Source organism: uncultured Streptococcus sp. (genome assembly GCF_963521865.1).
Classification (GTDB): domain Bacteria; phylum Bacillota; class Bacilli; order Lactobacillales; family Streptococcaceae; genus Streptococcus.
Genome location: NZ_CAUQWY010000001.1, coordinates 21,906 through 40,937, shown reverse-complemented (window position 1 = coordinate 40,937; position 19,032 = coordinate 21,906). Strand labels below are relative to the sequence as shown.

Below are 19,032 nucleotides of genomic sequence, written 5' to 3'. Positions count from 1 at the left end.
AAGAACCAGCTCTTAGAACTGATTCCTTTTACAAGTGAAAAATTAGTTATTTTCAATTTTTTCATCGTATTTTGGTCTGATTGTTGTACCTGAGTTAACAATGGTACGTTTTTGAACAAGAGGCAAATCACTACGATTATATACTGTACGCCATGGTTCCCAAACAAGACCTGTTTTTTCTTGAATCTTCACACGTATATTGCGCACATTTCCTCTAAATTGAATTTCCGTTTGGAAGCCAGCTGTTCTACTTTTACCATTATCTTCCCATTGACGTGAGCGGATGCTTTCGATGCCATCCTTGTCATAAGTTACTTCATCCCAGTAAACATAGTAACGAGCGATATAGGCTCCCTTATGATGTAAATTGAGGAAACCATTTTTGTATGAAGTGACTTTCGTTTCAATGTAGTCTGTATTGCTTTGAATTGTGGCCACTTGATTATCTTTCAAGAATGCAGTCTTATAAGAAATTGGAACAGCAGGGTTTTGTGTACTGAAAGTAGCTCCTTCTTGAATCAAACTCTTCAAATCTTCTACTGTACCTGTCACAACACGTCCAGCTCTATCAGCATTTCCACCTACGATTGAAACTGTTACCTTGGTATCCTTCAAGACACGCGCCCATTCAGATTCGGCTTTAATCGGTACTCCCTTAATTACAGCATCGATAGCTGCTTTCAATTCTGTACTCTTGCTTGTTGTTTCAAATTTGACATACATTTGACGTCCATATGAAACGCTTGATACATATACAGGAGGTGTCTTTTCATCAATTCCACGTGCTTTCAATTGATCAACCGTTACTCCTGGAGCAAATACATCTGATGGATTTTTTGGAGCATCAAAGTTTGCAGTATAATAAATTTGTTTAAAATCGACGACCTCAATTTGTTTCTCACCCTTGTTCACAGCCTCAAAGTCAAATTTTAAGTTCGCTCCTACTTTTTCAAAATCACTTCCAAATTTTGCTTTCAATTGATTCATACTATAAGCGGAAGTTGATTCGTATTGCATACGTGCTGGAGCAGGATTTTTCGCAGCATATTTTTCATACCAACGATTTAACAAGGTATTCACACCTTCCTGCATACCACTTACAGTTGGATTAGCATCTACATAGCTATCTCCGCCTACCATTCCTGGTAAATCAACACTAATCCTACCTTTGCTACGATCTAAACTAATTTGCTGTGGCTTATTTTCTAGAAGGTCTTGATTTGCTTTAAACAAAGCACCTAGGTAAATATCCCCATTGCTATTAATGGCAACATCAGCAGAACCATTAGAGAGACTCTTCTTCACTTTTTCTACAACCACAAACTCATTCCCTTGTTGCTTTGTGCTTGTATTGGTGTAATTTTCTATCGCCTCACCCCGTCTAGTTAAAATATCTGTTTTATCATAATTCAAATCAAACAAATAGTGATTGAGTTCAGCAGTAAAATCTGTCTTTGATCTATTTTCTGATTTATTGCTTGTTGCACTCTTGTCTTTTACAGTGCGATACACTTCGACTTCTGCTAAGCTAAGTGGTGTTTTTGAATTATTTAGCTCCACTTTAACATATTGCGCATAAACTCCTGAGAATTGAACATCAATTGTTGGTTGATTGTTCAAGCTATCGATGTGTTGACGAGTTACTTCATTTCCAGCTTTATCCAACAAAATAACATCAAAATTAGATAAACGCTTTGCTACATTCCCATCTCCACGATTGTAGATACGAACAGTTCCTACTAATTCTTCTTTCTCTAAATCTACTTTCCACCAAGAATGATCTTGAAAATCTGTATGGGTAACGGAACGGTGGCTCCATGCGTTATCACGATTGCCGTCAACTGCTCTAGAAGCATCTCCGCCATAGGCAATTGAACTCTGACTCGCAGGTTTATGAGCAGCAATGTTTTCACCAGAAACTGTAGCTACACTTGACTCTGTCGCTTTTACTACATTTGTTTGAAAAATCAGTCCAGAGCCTAGTAAAAATGTTGCAATGGCAACACCACATACTCCAACACTACGCTTACAAATAGAAAAACGAAATCCTTTATCTTGTTTATTTTGAGACATACAAAACTCCTTTAATATATTTAAGATAGTTATTTCTTAAGCGCGCTTTTTTTAAACAACAAGAGTATAACATAAAAATATTATAGATACAATCGTTTTCTTAAAAAGCTATTATTTTTTATTAGGTCAACTTATATAGTCGCTGACACATTAATATCTCAACATTCAAAAACCGAGTGATCTATACCAATAAAAACAAAAAAAACGACCAAGCTTACGTCCCTATCAGTTGGGAATCAGCACTGTTCGTTTTTGTATATATAATCAGATTTAACTCTTAAAATCTATAGATTGTCAAATTTCTCAGTGAAAAGCAGCTTTTCATTGTTTTTATCATTTCTTAGATTCAAATTCGGTATAAGCTTCCTGAAGATAAGCGTCAAAAACTTCTTCATCAGAAATCGTGTCAGAAATGAAGCTTCCGTTACTAGTCCGTTCTGACAGGTTCAAGTCTTGCAATCGACTTTCATAGATTGTTCCTTTGTTAGATTGAACAACCAGAATTTGATCGTTCCCGTCCACTTCTGTACTAAAGAGGTCACAAACGAAATCTTGTTCTGCAACTGCACCAGCCAAGAAAACACGGTGTGGTTTGTTTTTCAACTCGCGCAAGACTTGTAACCCACGTTTGGCACGGCTGATTGCTGGAATTTCCTCAATAGAAACACGTTTTAAACTTCCACGTTGGGTCAAGAGATAGAAGGATAAGGTGTTACAGATAAAGGCAGATTGGAGGACGTCATCTTCTTTCAGATTCATAGCCTTGACCCCTGCCGCCTTGGCACCAACAACCGGAACCTCTTCAATATTGAAACGCAGGGCATAACCATTTTGGCTAATCAAGAGAACATCATCTAGTTTAATCGGAGCCACTGCTACAATCTGATCTGTATCGTCTTTGAGCTTAGCATACTTGACAGACTTAGACTTGTAGGTTCGCCATGGAGAGAATTCTTTGCGTTCTACCCGTTTAATTTGACCGAGACGAGTTGCAGTAAAGTAGGTTGTCGCATCATCAAACTGATCCACGACTTCCACATAAAGGATTTCTTCGTTCGTTTCAAAGTTTGTAATGGTTTGGCTCAGATGCTCTCCGATATCCTTCCAGCGAATATCTGCCAACTCATGGATTGGTCTGTAGATGACATTTCCAAGACTTGTGAACATCAAGAGGTGCTGGGTTGTCTTGGCAGATTGTACAAAGATCAAACGGTCATCATCACGTTTGCCAATTTCTTCCAAGGTGGAAGCTGCAAAGGAACGTGGGCTGGTACGCTTGATGTAACCTGCCTTGGTCACGCTGACATAGGTATCCTCCTCGGCGATAAGACTAGCTGTATCAATCTCGATTGCTTTCGCAGTATCTTCTAAAGCACTCAAACGCGGAGTCGCAAACTTCTTCTTAACCTCACGAAGTTCTTTCTTCATAAGATTGTACATAGTCCGTTCATCACCGATAATCGCCGCAAGCATGGCAATCTTTTCACGAAGTTCTGCTTCTTCTTCCTGCAAGACAACTACGTCTGTATTGGTCAAACGGTACAGTTGCAAGGTTACGATAGCCTCAGCCTGTTCTTCCGTAAAATCATAGCTAACTTTGAGGTTTTCCTTGGCGTCAGCCTTATTCTCAGAAGCACGGATAAGAGCAATGACTTCATCTAAGATAGAGATGACTCTAATCAAGCCTTCTACAATATGCAGACGCTTTTCAGCCTTTTCCTTGTCAAAGCGAGAACGCGCCAAAATCACTTCGCGACGGTGGGCGATGTAGCTAGACAGTATTGGAACAATCCCAACCTGACGAGGCGTGAAATTGTCAATCGCTACCATGTTAAAGTTGTAGTTGATTTGCAGGTCCGTATATTTGAAAAGATAGTTGAGAACCAGCTCCGTATTGGCGTCTTTCTTGAGCTCAATCGCGATACGAAGACCGTCACGGTCAGACTCATCACGAACCTCAGCAATACCTGCCACCTTGTTATTGACACGAACATCATCGATTTTCTTGACTAGATTGGCCTTGTTGATTTCATAAGGAATCTCAGTAATAACAATTTGTTCCTTACCACCTTTTAGCTTTTCAATCTCAGTCTTAGAACGAACAACCACGCGCCCTTTTCCAGTTTCGTAGGCCTTCTTAATTTCATCACGCCCCTGAATAATACCTCCTGTCGGGAAGTCTGGTCCAGGTAGGAATTCCATCAGCTTATCAACTTTGGCAGTTGGGTGGTCAATCATGTAAACCGCGGCATCGATGACCTCAGCCAAATTGTGCGGTGGAATGTCCGTGGCATAACCAGCCGAAATTCCAGTCGAACCATTGACTAAAAGGTTTGGAAAGGCTGCCGGCAAGACTGTCGGCTCTTTCTCCGTGTCGTCAAAGTTCCAAGCAAAAGGAACGGTCTTTTTCTCGATATCCTGAAGGAGATAACCAGCAATCTCTGACAAACGCGCCTCGGTATAACGCATAGCCGCAGGCGGATCTCCGTCCATAGAACCGTTATTACCGTGCATTTCAACTAGAATCTCACGATTTTTCCAGTCTTGCGACATACGAACCATAGCATCATAGATAGAACTATCACCATGTGGGTGGAAATTCCCCATGATATTCCCGACAGACTTGGCCGATTTACGATAACTCTTGTCAAAGGTATTACCGTCCTTATTCATAGAATAGAGGATACGGCGCTGAACCGGCTTCAACCCATCACGAATATCTGGCAAAGCCCGGTCTTGAATAATGTACTTGGAGTAGCGACCAAAACGCTCTCCCATGATGTCCTCCAGGGACATGTTTTGGATATTAGACATATTTTTCTCTTACTATTCTTATTATTTTATACTTTCACTTTAGCAGGATTATTTATCCTTCTAAAGTGAAAGTATTATTCCTATATAATTCCATCAAGAAATTCTTTAAATTTTTGAATATCATCTTGAAAAGTATCTTCCTGTATATCGTCTAACATATCATTTGCTTCTTTAAGTGATTCATAAATTTCATTTAAGTAATAAATATCATATTTTTCCTCACTAGAATACAATTCTTCAATTTGATCAACATACATTGATAAACTAGAGTCTATTTTTCCTTTATGAAAAGTAAACTGTTGATAATCTGTATGGTTTTTTAATTTTTCAAGCTTTTTGCTATAATCTTGAATATCTTTTATATATTTTCCCTCTATTATTTCTGAATAATGGATATTTAGATATTCGACAAAGCGAAGTGCATCAGTATATTCAATACCTTCTGTATGTATATTCCCATGAGCATAATCATGTCTAGCTTGAATTAAATTTATATATGCTTCCTTATAGGTTTCCGTTATTTTAGGAAGAAAAAGTTTAAAATTAGAATCAAAAATTTTCAACTCCGATTTTATCCTATCTAAATCAGGTGTAATAGGATGTGATTCAGGAGGAATCTGTTTTAAAATAAATTTATCCTTAAAACTTTGAGTTTCCTCTTTAAAATCAACTTCCAGTAATTTATATATCGTATCTTTTAATAGTTGCTCAGATAAAGAATAGATAGCAACAACTAATGAACTTCCTAAATTATTTAATAAAGAATCCGATATAGTGATAAAACCAGATGCCTGAGTAGAAAGTTGTTTTAACTGATTGTAGCTTGCAATAGAATTTTCTATATTCTCAATACGTTCCTGATACGAAAAATTATACTCCATCAACAACCTCCTTAGTCGCAGCAATTTTTTTGTCAGTCCAGATGACTAAATCCTTGATAACCAATTTCTCCACTGCTCGAATAAAATCCGACATAAATTGATAATCGATTTGGTTATTTGTTTGAGGGACATCAAACTTAAAATTATGAGTTTGAGAGGCCCGCAATTTACTTCCAAAGTCGTATTTCCCTACTAATGATTTTTCAATGACGGTCTTGAGATAAAGCAGAGCCTTACTATCTTTCATTTTATCGTTCCAAAATACCCCTGTATCATCTCCAGCGCCAAACTCATAACCTCTATAAAATGTATTACCAAAAATATCAATGGTTAGAGACTGTTTTGGAAAAACGCGCACATCATTTCCAATATTTCGAACAACACCTGTATTGGTCGTACCAGCCATCACAAAAGGCAAATCTCCGTTTATCTGGTCGTCTTTCTTTAAACGTCGTCCCTGATGAATATTTGGAAACAACGTTAGCATTGTAACTGGAGAAAGTCGGAATACCTCCGACTCCTCTACTCTACTCTTAGTATCGGAAAGTTTTTCAAACTTATCAAGTACTTTTTCATCATTTTTTGTAAGATGATAGTCTCTAAGATTTGTTACAGTTAGATAAGCCTCGAGCGTCTCGATGCGTTCAGCCTCGAGCGTCTCGATGTATTTTTTAATAAAACAAAAATCAATAACTTTCTTCACACCTTCCATTTTATACGGTAAACATAGTGAAAGTTCTTTTAATTTCTGAGCAGATACGGTATTTGTATAGCTAAACTTTTGTAGTTGCTTTAACAATACTGTAGTAAAAAACAAACCCGTGTAACGATTTAAATCAAACTCCAAAGGTTCAAGTACCAGAACACCATCGGTTGTCACAAAATCATTTGCTTGATAATAAGCAATTCCTGTTTGTCTACCAATAATGATTGAATTCCCTTTAAATACTTTGTATTCATCGTTAGAAACAGTCTTGACAAATCCATTATTAGTATCATTTTGTGCAACAAAATTAAGTCCTTCTTTAGCTCCTTTTAAAGTTAGCTGGTTAGTTACATCTCCTCGCCTAACTGGTTTAAAAATTTCATCAAACGATTTCTTTAACCACTCGCCCCCACTTGCTTCAAATTCCTCTTCCAGTTTTTGAAGGCGAGGGCTTAGGCTTTTTTTGAGCTATCTTCTCCCTTACTCTTCAGGAGTTGTTCTACTTCCCAAGCTAGGTAGTCAGCAACAGTCTTTTTAAAATCGTCCAAGGTTGGTTTTGTATCAATGTTCTGGTGCTGTTCGAAATTCCAATCGTTACCCTTGTCAGTGATAAAGTCCTCTATAAAGATAGCTTCCAAATCCCACAGTTCTTTACTTACCTCTGCCCTCTTGCCAGCCTTATAAATTTTAATTACATCTTGGTATCGTTGGATAGGATTATCAACCTCTGAAATCCCTCGCTTAGCACGTTTAAAACCATCATTTCTAAAATCAATAAATTTAACTGTCTGGTCGTAATCGTGTGCCTCATGTGCCTTAAAAATATAGATAGAAGTCTGGACCCCTGCCATGGGAATAAAAAGGTCAACGGGCATTTTTATAGAGGCAAGTAGGGTATGCTTTTTCAAAATAACTTGAGCTGTCTTTATCGCCTTACCAGAACCAGCACTATCTTGAATGATAATAGCACCAAGACCGCCACGCTCCATCTTATCCAAACCATAGGCTATAAAAGGAAGACCATTTTCTTCATAAGAGAAAGGTGGATTCAGCAAGACACGATTAGCTTTAAAATCCATAAACAGACTCTCAGGACGATTGAAGGCCGAACCTTTTTCAATTCGACTAGACCCATCTCCACGAAGAATCATATTGGTTGTCGCTAATGTATACATCTCTGCATTAAGTTCTATTCCTAGCAGATTATCTTTCTTGAGCTTCGCAATCTCCTCGTTAGCTCGAGAAGTCCCCTTCCCAAAACTGGCATTTGCATGGTCTATCATCAACTCCATAGCTGAAATGAGGAAACCAGCTGAGCCAGTCGCCAAGTCCATAACCTTACTTTCACTTGTTATCCCTAGAATTTGAGCCATCATTTTGGTAACGTAAGGAGGAGTCAAAACAATACCAATTTCTTTTCCATCTCCCAAAGCGTACTTAAGAAATTCAGAGTACATCTCCCCCATAATATCGATATGTCCACCCAAACCATCAATGGATTTAAAAATATACTCATAGATAAAAGTGAAGATTTGCTTGGTAACCGAGTTTTCTTTTTGAGGGAGGAGTTGGGCTACTTCTTTGTCATTGTTAGTTAACTCGTCACGCTGGCTATCTTTGGAAATTTCTCCGAAGGAAGCCAACATGAGAGATTTCTTGTCTTTATCGATCTTACGTTCATCTAGGAAAGCTTCGATTTGCTCAACCACTTTTTTACCATCACGCTTGGTTTCAGATTGCACTCCTTTTAAATCGTCAGGTATTAATCCATCATCAATCTTGTTTCCTTCACTGTCCACAATATCCTGCATAGATAGCAGCATACCAGACACATAAAGAACTCGTTGAGGAGCTGTGATATTATGATTGTGCATCAATTTATTGAGTTTTTTAGCATAACCTTGTAAAGTTGCTTGACTATCAATCAGAATTTGGTGTTTTTCTTCTTCACTCAAGACAGCATCTTTGTAGAAGTTCTCAAAGGTGGACTCATTTTCCAAAAAATCAAAAGTCGTAACCTTTGATAGCTCTTTATAGGCATTAGGAGCAGAACCAAAGACATAATAAACTTTGATAGTCACATTTTCTTTATTGTCACCAGCAACACCAACTGCAATAGCTTCATTGTATTTCCCACTATCAATAACTGCCTGTGCATAATGTAGAGCCCCATTCACCGCAAAATCACTAATAGATTTATCATCAAACTTAATACCATCTTTTGTTTGAGCTACTAGCTTAGATAAGTTGAGTTTATTTTCGATCAAAATGGGAATTTGTTTGTACTTTTCAATATGAAAATCCGGCTTCCCAAAATTGGTCTTTGTTTGCGTCTTTGCCGCTCCCTTAAGCGCCTCTTTGAGATAATCACTCATAGCAGATTCTTCATTGTAATCCTGCAATTTTTTCAAACCAAGATTTTCAAACTGCTTTTTCACATAGTCATTCACATCCGATTCTAATTTCCAGTTTATTAACATTCTAAATCCTTTTTTCATTTTACTGTTTATAAATTGACGAACGATGTCCGTCAAATACATTGAGAATAATCAATTCATATCTGCTTATACCGCTTCATACTTTCTTCATTTTCAACCTTTTCTCAACATACTGAATCATCTTCTCAGCTACTTTCATATCATAGTCAAATCCCATCTTGTGAGCAAGGAATTGAGCCTCTTGGTGGAAAAGTTCCATGGTAGCAAATAAAGACTGAGTAAGTTTCTCTACACTTGAAAAATCAAGGAGAGTAGAGAATTCCTTCTCTTTCTCCGCAGGTAAATAGTTAAAGAGATACTTATAGTTCTTTCCAATATCAACTCTTCCCCTATCGCTTGCAACCTGCCAAGCCAAGATTTTCAAGAGTTCTTGTTGGCAAATACCATAGAGATGGTCGGTCGCATAGATGACTTGATTACGACAAATGCCCTTGACTACATAGGCAGACACCCACAAAAATTCATTGCAGGAATTTTTAAAATCTGTCTCACTAGCTGGACTCATCCAGAAACGCTCTAGATTTTGGGAATAGGGTTCAAATAAATGTTCTGGGTCTTCCAAAACAGTGAATCCTGCCTCACTATCCACCCACTCTTTGATATACTCTTTGGGGCAGAGAGTTAGATCAATACGGTTGCCGTCTTCAAAGAGCATGAGATAAAGACGACGATGGTCAAGAGCAATCTCTTGTTCGATAATGCGTTTCCCAAACTGGTCTAACCAAGAAAGGTCACTCGTCAGATTATCTAAATCGTCCACGACATAGACCACGTCATAGTCTTGAAATTCATCTTTTGGTGCCTTTGTGTTTGTCCGTGAACCAGACATGGCGACAACTTTGACTTGTAAAGTTTTGGCAGTCTGTAAAATCAGATCTAGCATTTCTGTTTTATCTCTCATGTTGATACCCTATTTATCTTTATTCAGATATAAAACAATTTTATTATAACAAACTGTTTCCTAAATCACTTCTTAAGACTGCCGCCATTCATCATAAGCCTCGATATCTGTTTTTACCATTGATAAACAGAGTCCCATTACTGCCACATCATCTAAATGTCCTACAAAAGGAATAAAATCAGGAATAATATCTACTGGAGATAAAACATAGATAAGCGCACTCATAATTGCCAAAATTGTCCCATAAGGGACAGTAGTATACTTTCCTTCCACATAATGTTTAATCAAAGAAATCATGATTGGGATAACAGCAAATTCTTCGCCAACTAATGGCATTTCTTTTAGTTTTTGCTCCAATCGATATAAAAAATCATCTAATTCATCTTTATTATTTAATAAAGCCTCAGATTTTCCATAACCACTTTCAAGAGCTTCTTTTACTTGTTCTTCGTTAATATTGTTAGACATTTTTATTTCTCCATTTTGTTTTCTGTATTAATTTTATGATTTTTAAAACACTGTCGCTTCTTCCAGCGTAAACTTGACATTATCTTCAATCCACTTACGGCGTGGTTCGACCTTGTCACCCATGAGGACATTGACGCGACGTTCTGCGCGGGCTAGGTCTTCAATCGTAACACGGATGAGGGTACGGGTTTCTGGGTTCATAGTTGTTTCCCAGAGCTGATCCGCATTCATCTCACCAAGACCTTTATAACGTTGGAGCGTAGCACCTTTACCGAACTGCTTGCGGAGTTCTTCTAGTTCTCCGTCCGTCCAAGCGTAGGCCACTTCTTCTTTCTTGCCTTTTCCTTTTGACATCTTGTAAAGAGGCGGAAGGGCGATATAGACATGACCTGCCTCAACTAACGGACGCATGTAGCGGTAGAAAAATGTCAAGAGCAAGGTCTGGATATGGGCACCGTCTGTATCCGCATCGGTCATAATAATAATCTTATCATAGTTAGCATCCTCAAGGGAGAAGTCTGCTCCAACACCCGCACCAATGGTATAAATCATGGTATTGATTTCTTCATTTTTGAGGATATCCGCCATCTTAGCCTTGGCTGTATTGATAACCTTACCACGAAGGGGCAAGATAGCCTGAAACTTACGGTCACGGCCTTGTTTAGCAGAACCGCCAGCAGAGTCCCCCTCAACTAGATAGAGTTCATTTTTTGCAGGATTCTTAGACTGAGCAGGTGTCAATTTACCCGACAACAAGCCCTTATCTTTCTTATTTTTCTTCCCATTTCGGCTCTCATCACGCGCCTTACGTGCCGCCTCACGGGCATCACGGGCCTTGACAGCCTTGCGGATGAGGTTCGAAGCCAATTCTCCATTTTCCATAAGGAAAAAGGTCAACTTATCAGCTACAATTCCATCCACAACTGGACGAGCTAGGGGACTTCCTAGCTTGTCCTTGGTCTGTCCTTCAAATTGGAGGTGTTCTTCAGGCACCAAGATAGAAAGAACGGCTGCTAGCCCCTCACGATAGTCTGAGCCTTCAAGGTTTTTATCTTTTTCCTTGAGAAGACCTGTCTTACGCGCATAGTCGTTCATGACCTTGGTAATGGCAGACTTAAGTCCAGTCTCATGTGTTCCACCGTCCTTGGTACGAACGTTATTGACAAAGGATAGAATGTTATCTGAAAATCCGTCATTGTACTGGAGGGCCACTTCCACTTGGAAACCATTGTCTTCCCCTTCAAAGTATAGAACTGGCGTCAAGGTTTCCTTGTCTTCGTTGAGATAAGAAACAAAGTCTTGTACCCCATTTTCATAGTGAAACTCAACAGACTCATCTGTTCGCTTGTCCGTCAAGGACAAGGTCACATTTTTTAAGAGAAAAGCTGACTCATTGAGACGTTCTGAAATGGTATTGTACTTGAAATCTGTCGTAGAAAAGATACTAGCATCTGGCATGAAGGTCACTTTGGTACCTGTTTTTGACTTAGGTGCCGTTCCAACCTTTTCTAGAGTGGTAACTGGCTTGCCTCCATTTTCAAAACGTTGTCTATAAACTGCTCCATCACGAGTAATTTCTACCTCTAACCAACTAGATAGAGCATTTACAACAGAAGAACCCACCCCATGAAGTCCACCTGATGTCTTGTAGCCTCCTTGACCGAATTTCCCTCCTGCGTGGAGAATGGTAAAGATAACCTCAACAGTTGGAATTCCCATAGCGTGCATACCTGTCGGCATCCCACGACCATGGTCTTGAACCGTTAAACTGCCATCTTTATTGATGGTCACATCAATACGGTCACCAAATCCAGACAAGGCTTCATCGACAGCATTATCGACGATTTCCCAGACTAGGTGATGGAGACCAGCACCATCGGTCGATCCGATATACATCCCTGGACGTTTTCGAACCGCATCCAACCCTTCTAACACCTGAATGGCATCATCATTATAATTGTTAATATTGATTTCCTTTTTTGACACAAGGAACCTCCTATTCGTTCATCTTTACTATTCTACAGGTTTTCCAAGGATTTTGCAAAATTTTTCTTTCTCCGGTGTGACAATTTCAGAAGAGATTCTCTGCCTTTCTTCTCCATTTCATGATATAATAGGAGTATGATTACAATAGTTTTATTAATCCTAGCCTATCTGCTGGGTTCGATTCCGTCTGGTCTCTGGATTGGACAAGTATTCTTTCAAATCAATCTGCGCGAGCATGGTTCTGGAAATACTGGAACGACCAATACCTTTCGCATTTTAGGTAAGAAAGCTGGTATGGCAACCTTTGTGATTGATTTTTTCAAAGGAACTCTAGCAACACTTCTTCCAATTATCTTTCATCTGCAAGGCGTTTCGCCTCTCATCTTTGGACTTTTAGCTGTTATTGGCCATACCTTCCCTATCTTTGCAGGATTTAAGGGTGGTAAGGCTGTCGCAACCAGTGCAGGTGTGATTTTCGGATTTGCGCCTGTCTTCTGTCTCTACCTTGCAGTTGTTTTCTTTGGAACCCTCTATCTTGGTAGTATGATTTCACTCTCTAGTGTCACAGCATCTATCGCGGCTGTCATCGGAGTTCTACTCTTTCCACTTTTTAGCTTTATCCTGAGCAACTATGACCCTCTCTTCATCGCTATTATCCTAGCACTTGCTAGTTTGATTATCATTCGGCATAAGGATAATATCACACGTATCCAGAATAAGACTGAAAATCTTGTTCCTTGGGGATTAAACTTAACCCATCAAAATTCTAAAAAATAAACGCCAGTTTGGACAGAACTGACGTTTATTTGTATGCTTATTTTGATTTGATATAGTTAATACCATCTGCTTTTGGTGCAACTGCTTTTCCAAAGAAGGCTGCCAAGACAAGAATTGTCAAGACATAAGGTGCGATTTGAAGATAAACCGTAGGCACTCCTTGTAGGAACGGCAATTGAGAACCGATAACAGCCAAACTTTGTGAAAGTCCAAAGAAAAGACTAGAAAGCATGGCTCCGATTGGATTCCATTTTCCGAAAATCATCGCAGCAAGGGCGATAAATCCAGGTCCAACAATGGTTGTCACTGAGAAGTTAACTGAGATGGATTGAGCATAAATCGCTCCACCAATTCCACCTAGGAAACCTGAAATAATAACCCCTAAATATCTCATCTTGTAGACATTGATTCCCAAGGTATCCGCTGCTTGAGGGTGCTCACCGACAGAGCGGAGACGAAGACCAAATCGAGTCTTGAAGAGGATAAACCAAGCAAGGAAGGAGAAGGCAATCGCCAAGTAACCAAGAAGACTAGTTGACTTGAAGAAGATATCACCGATAACTGGGATATTTGCCAAGACTGGGAAGTCAAAGCGTCCAAAAGTCTGACTTAGGTTGTCGGTTTGTCCTTTGTTATAAAGAACTTTCACTAAGAAAACAGCCAAGGCAGGCGCCATTAAGTTCAATACCGTACCGCTGACAACATGGTCTGCACGGAAATGAACCGTCGCTGCCGCGTGGATGATAGAGAAGATTCCCCCTACCAGTCCTGCTACAAGCAAAGATAGCCATGGAGTTGCTGCTCCAAATTGTTCTGCAAATTCAAGGTTAAAGACAACTCCAGAAAAGGCACCCATAACCATAATTCCTTCAAGACCGACGTTTACTATACCACCACGTTCAGAGAAAACACCACCGATACTTGTAAAGATGAGGGGTGCTGAGTAAATCAGCATAGAAGACACCAAGAGGGTGAGCAAGGTTGTAATAGACATCTTTACTTACCTCCTTTAACTTGTTTTTTCGGTTTGACAAAGCGTTCGATAAGATAATGAACACTGACAAAGAAGATAATAGACGCTGTTACAATGCTGACAAGCTCAGACGGTACCTGCGCCGCATTCATACCAGGTGCTCCAACTTGGAGAACACCAAATAGGAAGGCTGCAAAGAGAATACCAATTGGTGAGTTGGCCGCAAGCAGACTAACCGCCATACCGTTAAATCCGACAGCTAATGATGCCCCTTGAACATAGACGTTCTGGAAGGTTCCAAGCCCTTCAACAGCTCCACCAAGACCAGCCAAAGCACCTGAGATAATCATTGAGAGGATAATCGTCCGTTTGGCAGAAATACCAGCGTATTCTGATGCGTGAGGATTAAGACCAACCGCACGAATTTCAAAACCAAGGGTTGTTTTCTTGAGCAAGAACCAAATAACTGCAACGGCAATGATGGCAAAGAAAATACCGATATTCATCCGCGAATTACCAGTCAACTCAGCCAACCAAGGGGTCTGGTAGGTTGCATTAGCCCCAACACGAATCGTCGAATCTGTACTTTGCATAAAGTCTTTAGGAAAGGCATGGATAAAAGCATTCCCTACATACAAGACAATGTAGTTCATCATGATGGTTACAATAACCTCTGACGTCCCTAGATAGGCTCTCAGAATACCTGGAATGGCACCAACAATTCCACCAGCAATCAAGGCAATCACGATAGTCGCTAAAATCATCAAAGGACGTGGCATATCTGGATGCGACAAGGCAAACCAACCACTGAGAATCCAACCTGCCAAAGCCTGACCAGGAAGTCCGACGTTAAAGAAACCAGCTCGACTGGCAACGGCAAAACCAAGACCAATCAAGACCAAAGGCCCCATAGCACGGAAGATTTCTCCAATCCCACGCAGGCTACCAAAGGCTGTATAGAACAATTCTTCATAGCCCCAAATAGCATCATAACCGAAGATCCACATGACAATGGCTCCAAGTAAAATTCCTAGGAAGACAGAAATCAAGGGAACCGAAATTTGTTGTAATTTTTTAGACATCACTCTTCTCCTTTCCCAAGTTTCCACCAGCCATCAAGACACCAAGTTCTTGTTTATTGGTTGTTTCTGGTGACACAATACCTTGAATCTTACCATCGTGGATAACGGCAATACGGTCTGAGACGTTTAAAATCTCATCCAATTCAAAGCTAACAACAAGGACAGCCTTGCCATTATCACGCTCTTCAATCAAGCGCTTGTGGATATATTCAATGGCACCGACATCCAACCCACGAGTTGGCTGGCTGACGATAAGGAGATCAGGATCTCGATCAATTTCACGAGCAATAATTGCTTTTTGTTGATTTCCTCCTGAGAGTGCAGCTGCAGGAACAAATTCACTGGCAGCACGAACATCAAACTCTTCCATTAGCTTTTTAGCATAAGAAGTAATATTTGAATAGTTCAAAATTCCATTTTTACTATGTGGTTCTTTATAGTAGGTTTGAAGGGCAATATTTTCAGAAATCATCATTTCCAAAATCAAACCATCACGGTGACGGTCTTCTGGAACGTGCCCAACGCTCAACTCTGTAATCTGACGTGGGTGCAAGCCTACAATTGAATCTCCTTTTAGCTCAATGCTACCAGATTCAACCTTACGAAGACCTGTGATGGCTTGAATCAGTTCAGACTGACCATTTCCATCAATCCCTGCAATACCAACAACCTCTCCAGCACGAACATCCAAGGACAGATTTTTAACAGCTGGGACACCGCGGTTTTCATTGACCACCAAGTCTTTAATAGACAAGACTACTTCTTTTGGTTGAGAGGCTTGTTTCTCTGTTTTAAAGGAAACAGAACGTCCCACCATCATTTCTGCTAAATCAGCATTGGTAGCTCCTGCAATTTCGACTGTTTCAATTGATTTCCCACGACGGATAACTGTAACACGGTCAGAAACTGCGCGAATCTCGTCCAACTTGTGGGTAATCAAGATAATTGATTTTCCTTCTTTAACAAGATTTTTCATAATAGCCATCAACTCATCAATTTCTGATGGAGTCAAGACAGCCGTTGGTTCGTCAAAGATAAGGATATCAGCTCCCCGATAAAGGGTTTTTAAAATTTCTACACGTTGTTGGGCTCCAACTGAGATGTCTGCCACCTTGGCAGAAGGGTCAACAGATAAGCCATAACGTTCAGAAAGAGCCTTGATTTCTTTGCTAGCTCCAGCGATATCTAGCACACCATTTTTAGTCAATTCACTACCTAAAATGATGTTTTCAGCTACTGTGAAGGCTTCTACCAACATAAAGTGCTGGTGAACCATTCCGATTCCCAAGCTAGCTGCTTTAGATGGTGAGTCGAGGTTGACAACTTGACCGTTGACCTCAATTTCACCACTGGTTGGTTCAAGAAGCCCTGCTAACATGTTCATTAGCGTGGACTTTCCAGCTCCATTTTCTCCTAAAAGTGCATGAATTTCACCTTTTCGTAGGTGCAGATTGATTTTGTCGTTGGCAACAAATTCACCAAACACCTTGGTAATATCACGCATCTCAATGACATTTTCGTGTGCCATGTGCTCTTCCTTTCAGAGTCTTATTTTATTTCAATAAAACTTGCTAGTTTGTCTAGTAGCAAGCTTTACTGAGACAAAATGACTTTGTTTCAACTCTTAAAAAAGCGGCCGAGGGCCGCTCCCTAAGAAATGACTTTCATCCATTATTTTTCAGGAACTTTTACGCTTCCATCAAGGATTTTAGCTTTAGCATCTTCAACAGCTTTTTTACCTTCTTCTGAAAGGTTTGTCACTGCCAAGTCAACCCCTTTATCTTTCAATGAGTAAACGATTACTTGACCGCCAGGGAACTCACCTTTTTCTGCCTTGTTAGAAATATCTTTTACAGTTGTGCCAACTTGTTTCAAAGTAGATACAAGAACAAAGTTTGATTCTTTACCATCTTTAGAAGTGTATTTACCTTCTGCTTCTTGGTCACGGTCAACACCGATAACCCAAACTTTTTCATTTTCAGGACGACTTTCGTTAAGTGATTTTGCTTCTGCAAAGACACCTGCACCTGTACCACCAGCTACTTGGTAAACAACGTCTGCACCAGCTGCGTATTGAGCTGCTGCAATTGTTTTACCTTTGGCATTATCACCAAATGAACCAGCATAGTCAACTTGTACTTTGATAGATGAATCTACTGAGGCAACACCTGCCTTGAAACCAGCTTCAAAACGAGAGATAACTTCTGACTCAATGCCACCTACAAAACCAACTTGTTTTGTCTTAGTTGTTTTAGCTGCTGCAACACCTGCAAGGTAAGCAGATTCATTATCAGCAAATGTTACGCTCACAACATTATTCTTTTGGTCTTTAATCACATCATCAATCAAGACATAGTTCAAGTCAGAGTGCTCTTTTGCTGCTTCTTCAACTGCATTGTGAAGGGCAAAACCAACACCAAAGATTAGGTTATAGCTTCCAGCCGCTTGTTGCAAGTTGTTAGCGTAGTCAGCTTCACTTGTTGATTGGAAGTAAGTGAAACCTTTATCTTTTGCAAGATTGTGTTCTTTACCCCAAGCCTGCAAACCTTCCCAAGCTGATTGGTTGAATGATTTGTCATCAACACCACCAGTATCAGTGACGATTGCTGCTTTTGTCTTCACATCAGAAGATGAATCTGCCTTACGAGAAGAGCGGTTACCACATGCAGCAAGTCCAACTGCTGCCACTGCAACTAGACCAAGGCCTAGCCATTGTTTCTTGTTCATTACTGAACCTCCTAAATAAGATGTGCAACGATGTTGCAAGTATGGATTGATTGGTCACAAAGACCCTTGCCACTCAAAGAGCGACTCAGACTAATTTAAGTCTGTAAAAGAGTATGGAAGTAACTCCCCGACCGTCATCTCGACCGTCGATTTATCTTTTGCGACTAAGGTCACTTTTAGATCTTGTTCAAAAAATTCGACCATTACTTGGCGACAAGCACCACATGGTGAAATCGGTTTTTCAGTTTGACCATAGACAATCAATTCTGAAAATTCTCTTTGCCCTTCAGATACAGCCTTAAAAATGGCTGTTCTCTCACCGCAATTGGTCAAAGGATAGCTAGCATTTTCGATATTCACTCCCGTGTAAACACTTCCGTCTTTTGCTACTAAAACTGCTCCGATAGGAAAGTGAGAATAGGGGACATAGGCATGTTTGCTGGTTTCAATTGCCAGTTCAATCAACTCAGTAGTCGCCATCTGCCAATTCTCCTTTTAAAATGGCTACCCCAGCTGACGTTCCGATACGGGTCGCCCCTGCTTCCACAAAGGCAAGAGCATCTGCATAAGAACGGGCTCCACCAGCAGCCTTGACTCCCATATCAGGTCCAACTGTTTCACGCATTAAAATAACATCTTCTACCGTAGCACCGCCAGTTGAAAAACCAGTAGATGTTTTAACGAAATCAGCTCCAGCTTTTTGAGCTAATTGGCAAGCCACAACTTTTTCTTGGTCGGTCAGAAGGCAAGCTTCAATAATGACTTTCACTAACTTGTCTCCACTTGCTTCCACGACGGAGCGAATATCTGACTCAACCAAGGCCAAATTACCCGATTTGAGGGCTCCAACATTGATCACCATATCAATCTCATCAGCCCCATTTTGGATAGCTTCTTTTGTTTCAAAAGCTTTCACTGCTGAAGTTGTTGCTCCCAAAGGGAAACCTACTACTGTGCAGACCTTAACGTCAGAGCCTTCAAGCCCTTTTTTAGCATGTTCAACCCAGGTCGGATTGACGCAGACACTAGCAAAATCATACTCTCTAGCCTCAGATAACAAACAATCAATTTGTTTTTCTGTCGCATCTTGTTTTAAAAGCGTATGATCGATATATTTATTTAATTTCATATTCGGATTCTCCCGCG

Annotated in this window: 15 protein-coding genes; 1 reads left to right on the top strand and 14 read right to left on the bottom strand. The window is 40.0% G+C overall.

Annotated features, from left to right (window positions below; genetic code table 11):
- Positions 1 to 42 precede the first annotated feature (42 nt).
- From RWO85_RS00190 to parE, 8 genes are all read right to left on the bottom strand, one after another.
- Positions 43 to 2,073 (bottom strand): thiol-activated cytolysin family protein, encoded by a 2,031-nt coding sequence (locus tag RWO85_RS00190; RefSeq protein WP_314413237.1) that lies wholly within the window; start codon positions 2,071 to 2,073, stop codon positions 43 to 45.
- A 333-nt stretch (positions 2,074 to 2,406) separates the two neighbouring features.
- A complete protein-coding gene (gene parC, locus RWO85_RS00185) occupies positions 2,407 to 4,887 on the bottom strand; it encodes a DNA topoisomerase IV subunit A (protein WP_314413235.1) in 2,481 nt (826 codons plus the stop codon).
- Between the two features lie 80 nt (positions 4,888 to 4,967).
- Positions 4,968 to 5,768 carry a HEPN domain-containing protein gene (locus tag RWO85_RS00180; protein ID WP_314413234.1) on the bottom strand — a complete coding sequence of 267 codons (801 nt, stop codon included), beginning with the start codon at positions 5,766 to 5,768 and terminating at the stop codon, positions 4,968 to 4,970.
- On the bottom strand, positions 5,758 to 6,909 hold the full coding sequence (locus tag RWO85_RS00175) for a restriction endonuclease subunit S (RefSeq protein WP_314413365.1): 1,152 nt from the start codon (positions 6,907 to 6,909) through the stop codon (positions 5,758 to 5,760). The genes RWO85_RS00180 and RWO85_RS00175 overlap by 11 nt, the downstream gene beginning before the upstream one ends.
- A 17-nt stretch (positions 6,910 to 6,926) precedes the next feature.
- Positions 6,927 to 8,954 (bottom strand): N-6 DNA methylase, encoded by a 2,028-nt coding sequence (locus RWO85_RS00170; RefSeq protein ID WP_314413232.1) that lies wholly within the window; start codon positions 8,952 to 8,954, stop codon positions 6,927 to 6,929.
- Between the two features lie 94 nt (positions 8,955 to 9,048).
- Entirely contained in the window at positions 9,049 to 9,873 is an 825-nt protein-coding gene (locus RWO85_RS00165) for an aminoglycoside 6-adenylyltransferase (RefSeq protein ID WP_314413229.1), read from the bottom strand.
- Between the two features lie 72 nt (positions 9,874 to 9,945).
- Positions 9,946 to 10,341 (bottom strand): YkvA family protein, encoded by a 396-nt coding sequence (locus tag RWO85_RS00160; protein WP_314413228.1) that lies wholly within the window; start codon positions 10,339 to 10,341, stop codon positions 9,946 to 9,948.
- 42 nt (positions 10,342 to 10,383) lie between these two features.
- Entirely contained in the window at positions 10,384 to 12,327 is a 1,944-nt protein-coding gene (gene parE, locus RWO85_RS00155) for a DNA topoisomerase IV subunit B (RefSeq protein WP_314413226.1), read from the bottom strand.
- Positions 12,328 to 12,462: 135 nt separating this feature from the next.
- Here parE and plsY point away from each other — a divergent pair, with 135 nt between their 5' ends.
- Complete coding sequence (gene plsY / locus RWO85_RS00150; RefSeq protein ID WP_314413224.1) at positions 12,463 to 13,104, top strand: glycerol-3-phosphate 1-O-acyltransferase PlsY; 642 nt, start codon at positions 12,463 to 12,465, stop codon at positions 13,102 to 13,104.
- Positions 13,105 to 13,141: 37 nt separating this feature from the next.
- Here plsY and RWO85_RS00145 read toward each other — a convergent pair whose 3' ends face one another.
- The 6 genes from RWO85_RS00145 to deoC all read right to left on the bottom strand — a co-directional run bounded on the left by RWO85_RS00145 (position 13,142) and on the right by deoC (position 19,015).
- Positions 13,142 to 14,098, bottom strand: coding sequence for an ABC transporter permease (locus RWO85_RS00145; RefSeq protein WP_314413223.1), 957 nt, complete (start codon positions 14,096 to 14,098; stop codon positions 13,142 to 13,144).
- 2 nt (positions 14,099 to 14,100) lie between these two features.
- A complete protein-coding gene (locus RWO85_RS00140; protein WP_061088143.1) occupies positions 14,101 to 15,159 on the bottom strand; it encodes an ABC transporter permease in 1,059 nt (352 codons plus the stop codon).
- Complete coding sequence (locus RWO85_RS00135; protein WP_314413221.1) at positions 15,152 to 16,687, bottom strand: ABC transporter ATP-binding protein; 1,536 nt, start codon at positions 16,685 to 16,687, stop codon at positions 15,152 to 15,154. The genes RWO85_RS00140 and RWO85_RS00135 overlap by 8 nt, the downstream gene beginning before the upstream one ends.
- Before the next feature lie 143 nt (positions 16,688 to 16,830).
- Positions 16,831 to 17,886 (bottom strand): BMP family protein, encoded by a 1,056-nt coding sequence (locus tag RWO85_RS00130; protein WP_130883472.1) that lies wholly within the window; start codon positions 17,884 to 17,886, stop codon positions 16,831 to 16,833.
- A 90-nt stretch (positions 17,887 to 17,976) separates the two neighbouring features.
- On the bottom strand, positions 17,977 to 18,366 hold the full coding sequence (locus RWO85_RS00125) for a cytidine deaminase (RefSeq protein WP_000246089.1): 390 nt from the start codon (positions 18,364 to 18,366) through the stop codon (positions 17,977 to 17,979).
- Complete coding sequence (deoC, locus tag RWO85_RS00120) at positions 18,353 to 19,015, bottom strand: deoxyribose-phosphate aldolase (protein ID WP_314413219.1); 663 nt, start codon at positions 19,013 to 19,015, stop codon at positions 18,353 to 18,355. The genes RWO85_RS00125 and deoC overlap by 14 nt, the downstream gene beginning before the upstream one ends.
- Positions 19,016 to 19,032: the final 17 nt, after the last annotated feature.

What these genes read in the sequence shown, in the direction of transcription:
- RWO85_RS00170 (WP_314413232.1), bottom strand. Translation starts at nt 8,954, where the DNA reads ATGTTAATAAACTGGAAATTAGAATCGGATGTGAATGACTATGTGAAA.
- RWO85_RS00180 (WP_314413234.1), bottom strand. Translation starts at nt 5,768, where the DNA reads ATGGAGTATAATTTTTCGTATCAGGAACGTATTGAGAATATAGAAAAT.
- deoC (WP_314413219.1), bottom strand. Translation starts at nt 19,015, where the DNA reads ATGAAATTAAATAAATATATCGATCATACGCTTTTAAAACAAGATGCG.
- RWO85_RS00130 (WP_130883472.1), bottom strand. Translation starts at nt 17,886, where the DNA reads ATGAACAAGAAACAATGGCTAGGCCTTGGTCTAGTTGCAGTGGCAGCA.
- RWO85_RS00190 (WP_314413237.1), bottom strand. Translation starts at nt 2,073, where the DNA reads ATGTCTCAAAATAAACAAGATAAAGGATTTCGTTTTTCTATTTGTAAG.
- parC (WP_314413235.1), bottom strand. Translation starts at nt 4,887, where the DNA reads ATGTCTAATATCCAAAACATGTCCCTGGAGGACATCATGGGAGAGCGT.
- plsY (WP_314413224.1), top strand. Translation starts at nt 12,463, where the DNA reads ATGATTACAATAGTTTTATTAATCCTAGCCTATCTGCTGGGTTCGATT.
- RWO85_RS00165 (WP_314413229.1), bottom strand. Translation starts at nt 9,873, where the DNA reads ATGAGAGATAAAACAGAAATGCTAGATCTGATTTTACAGACTGCCAAA.
- RWO85_RS00145 (WP_314413223.1), bottom strand. Translation starts at nt 14,098, where the DNA reads ATGTCTATTACAACCTTGCTCACCCTCTTGGTGTCTTCTATGCTGATT.
- RWO85_RS00125 (WP_000246089.1), bottom strand. Translation starts at nt 18,366, where the DNA reads ATGGCGACTACTGAGTTGATTGAACTGGCAATTGAAACCAGCAAACAT.
- RWO85_RS00140 (WP_061088143.1), bottom strand. Translation starts at nt 15,159, where the DNA reads ATGTCTAAAAAATTACAACAAATTTCGGTTCCCTTGATTTCTGTCTTC.
- RWO85_RS00135 (WP_314413221.1), bottom strand. Translation starts at nt 16,687, where the DNA reads ATGGCACACGAAAATGTCATTGAGATGCGTGATATTACCAAGGTGTTT.
- RWO85_RS00160 (WP_314413228.1), bottom strand. Translation starts at nt 10,341, where the DNA reads ATGTCTAACAATATTAACGAAGAACAAGTAAAAGAAGCTCTTGAAAGT.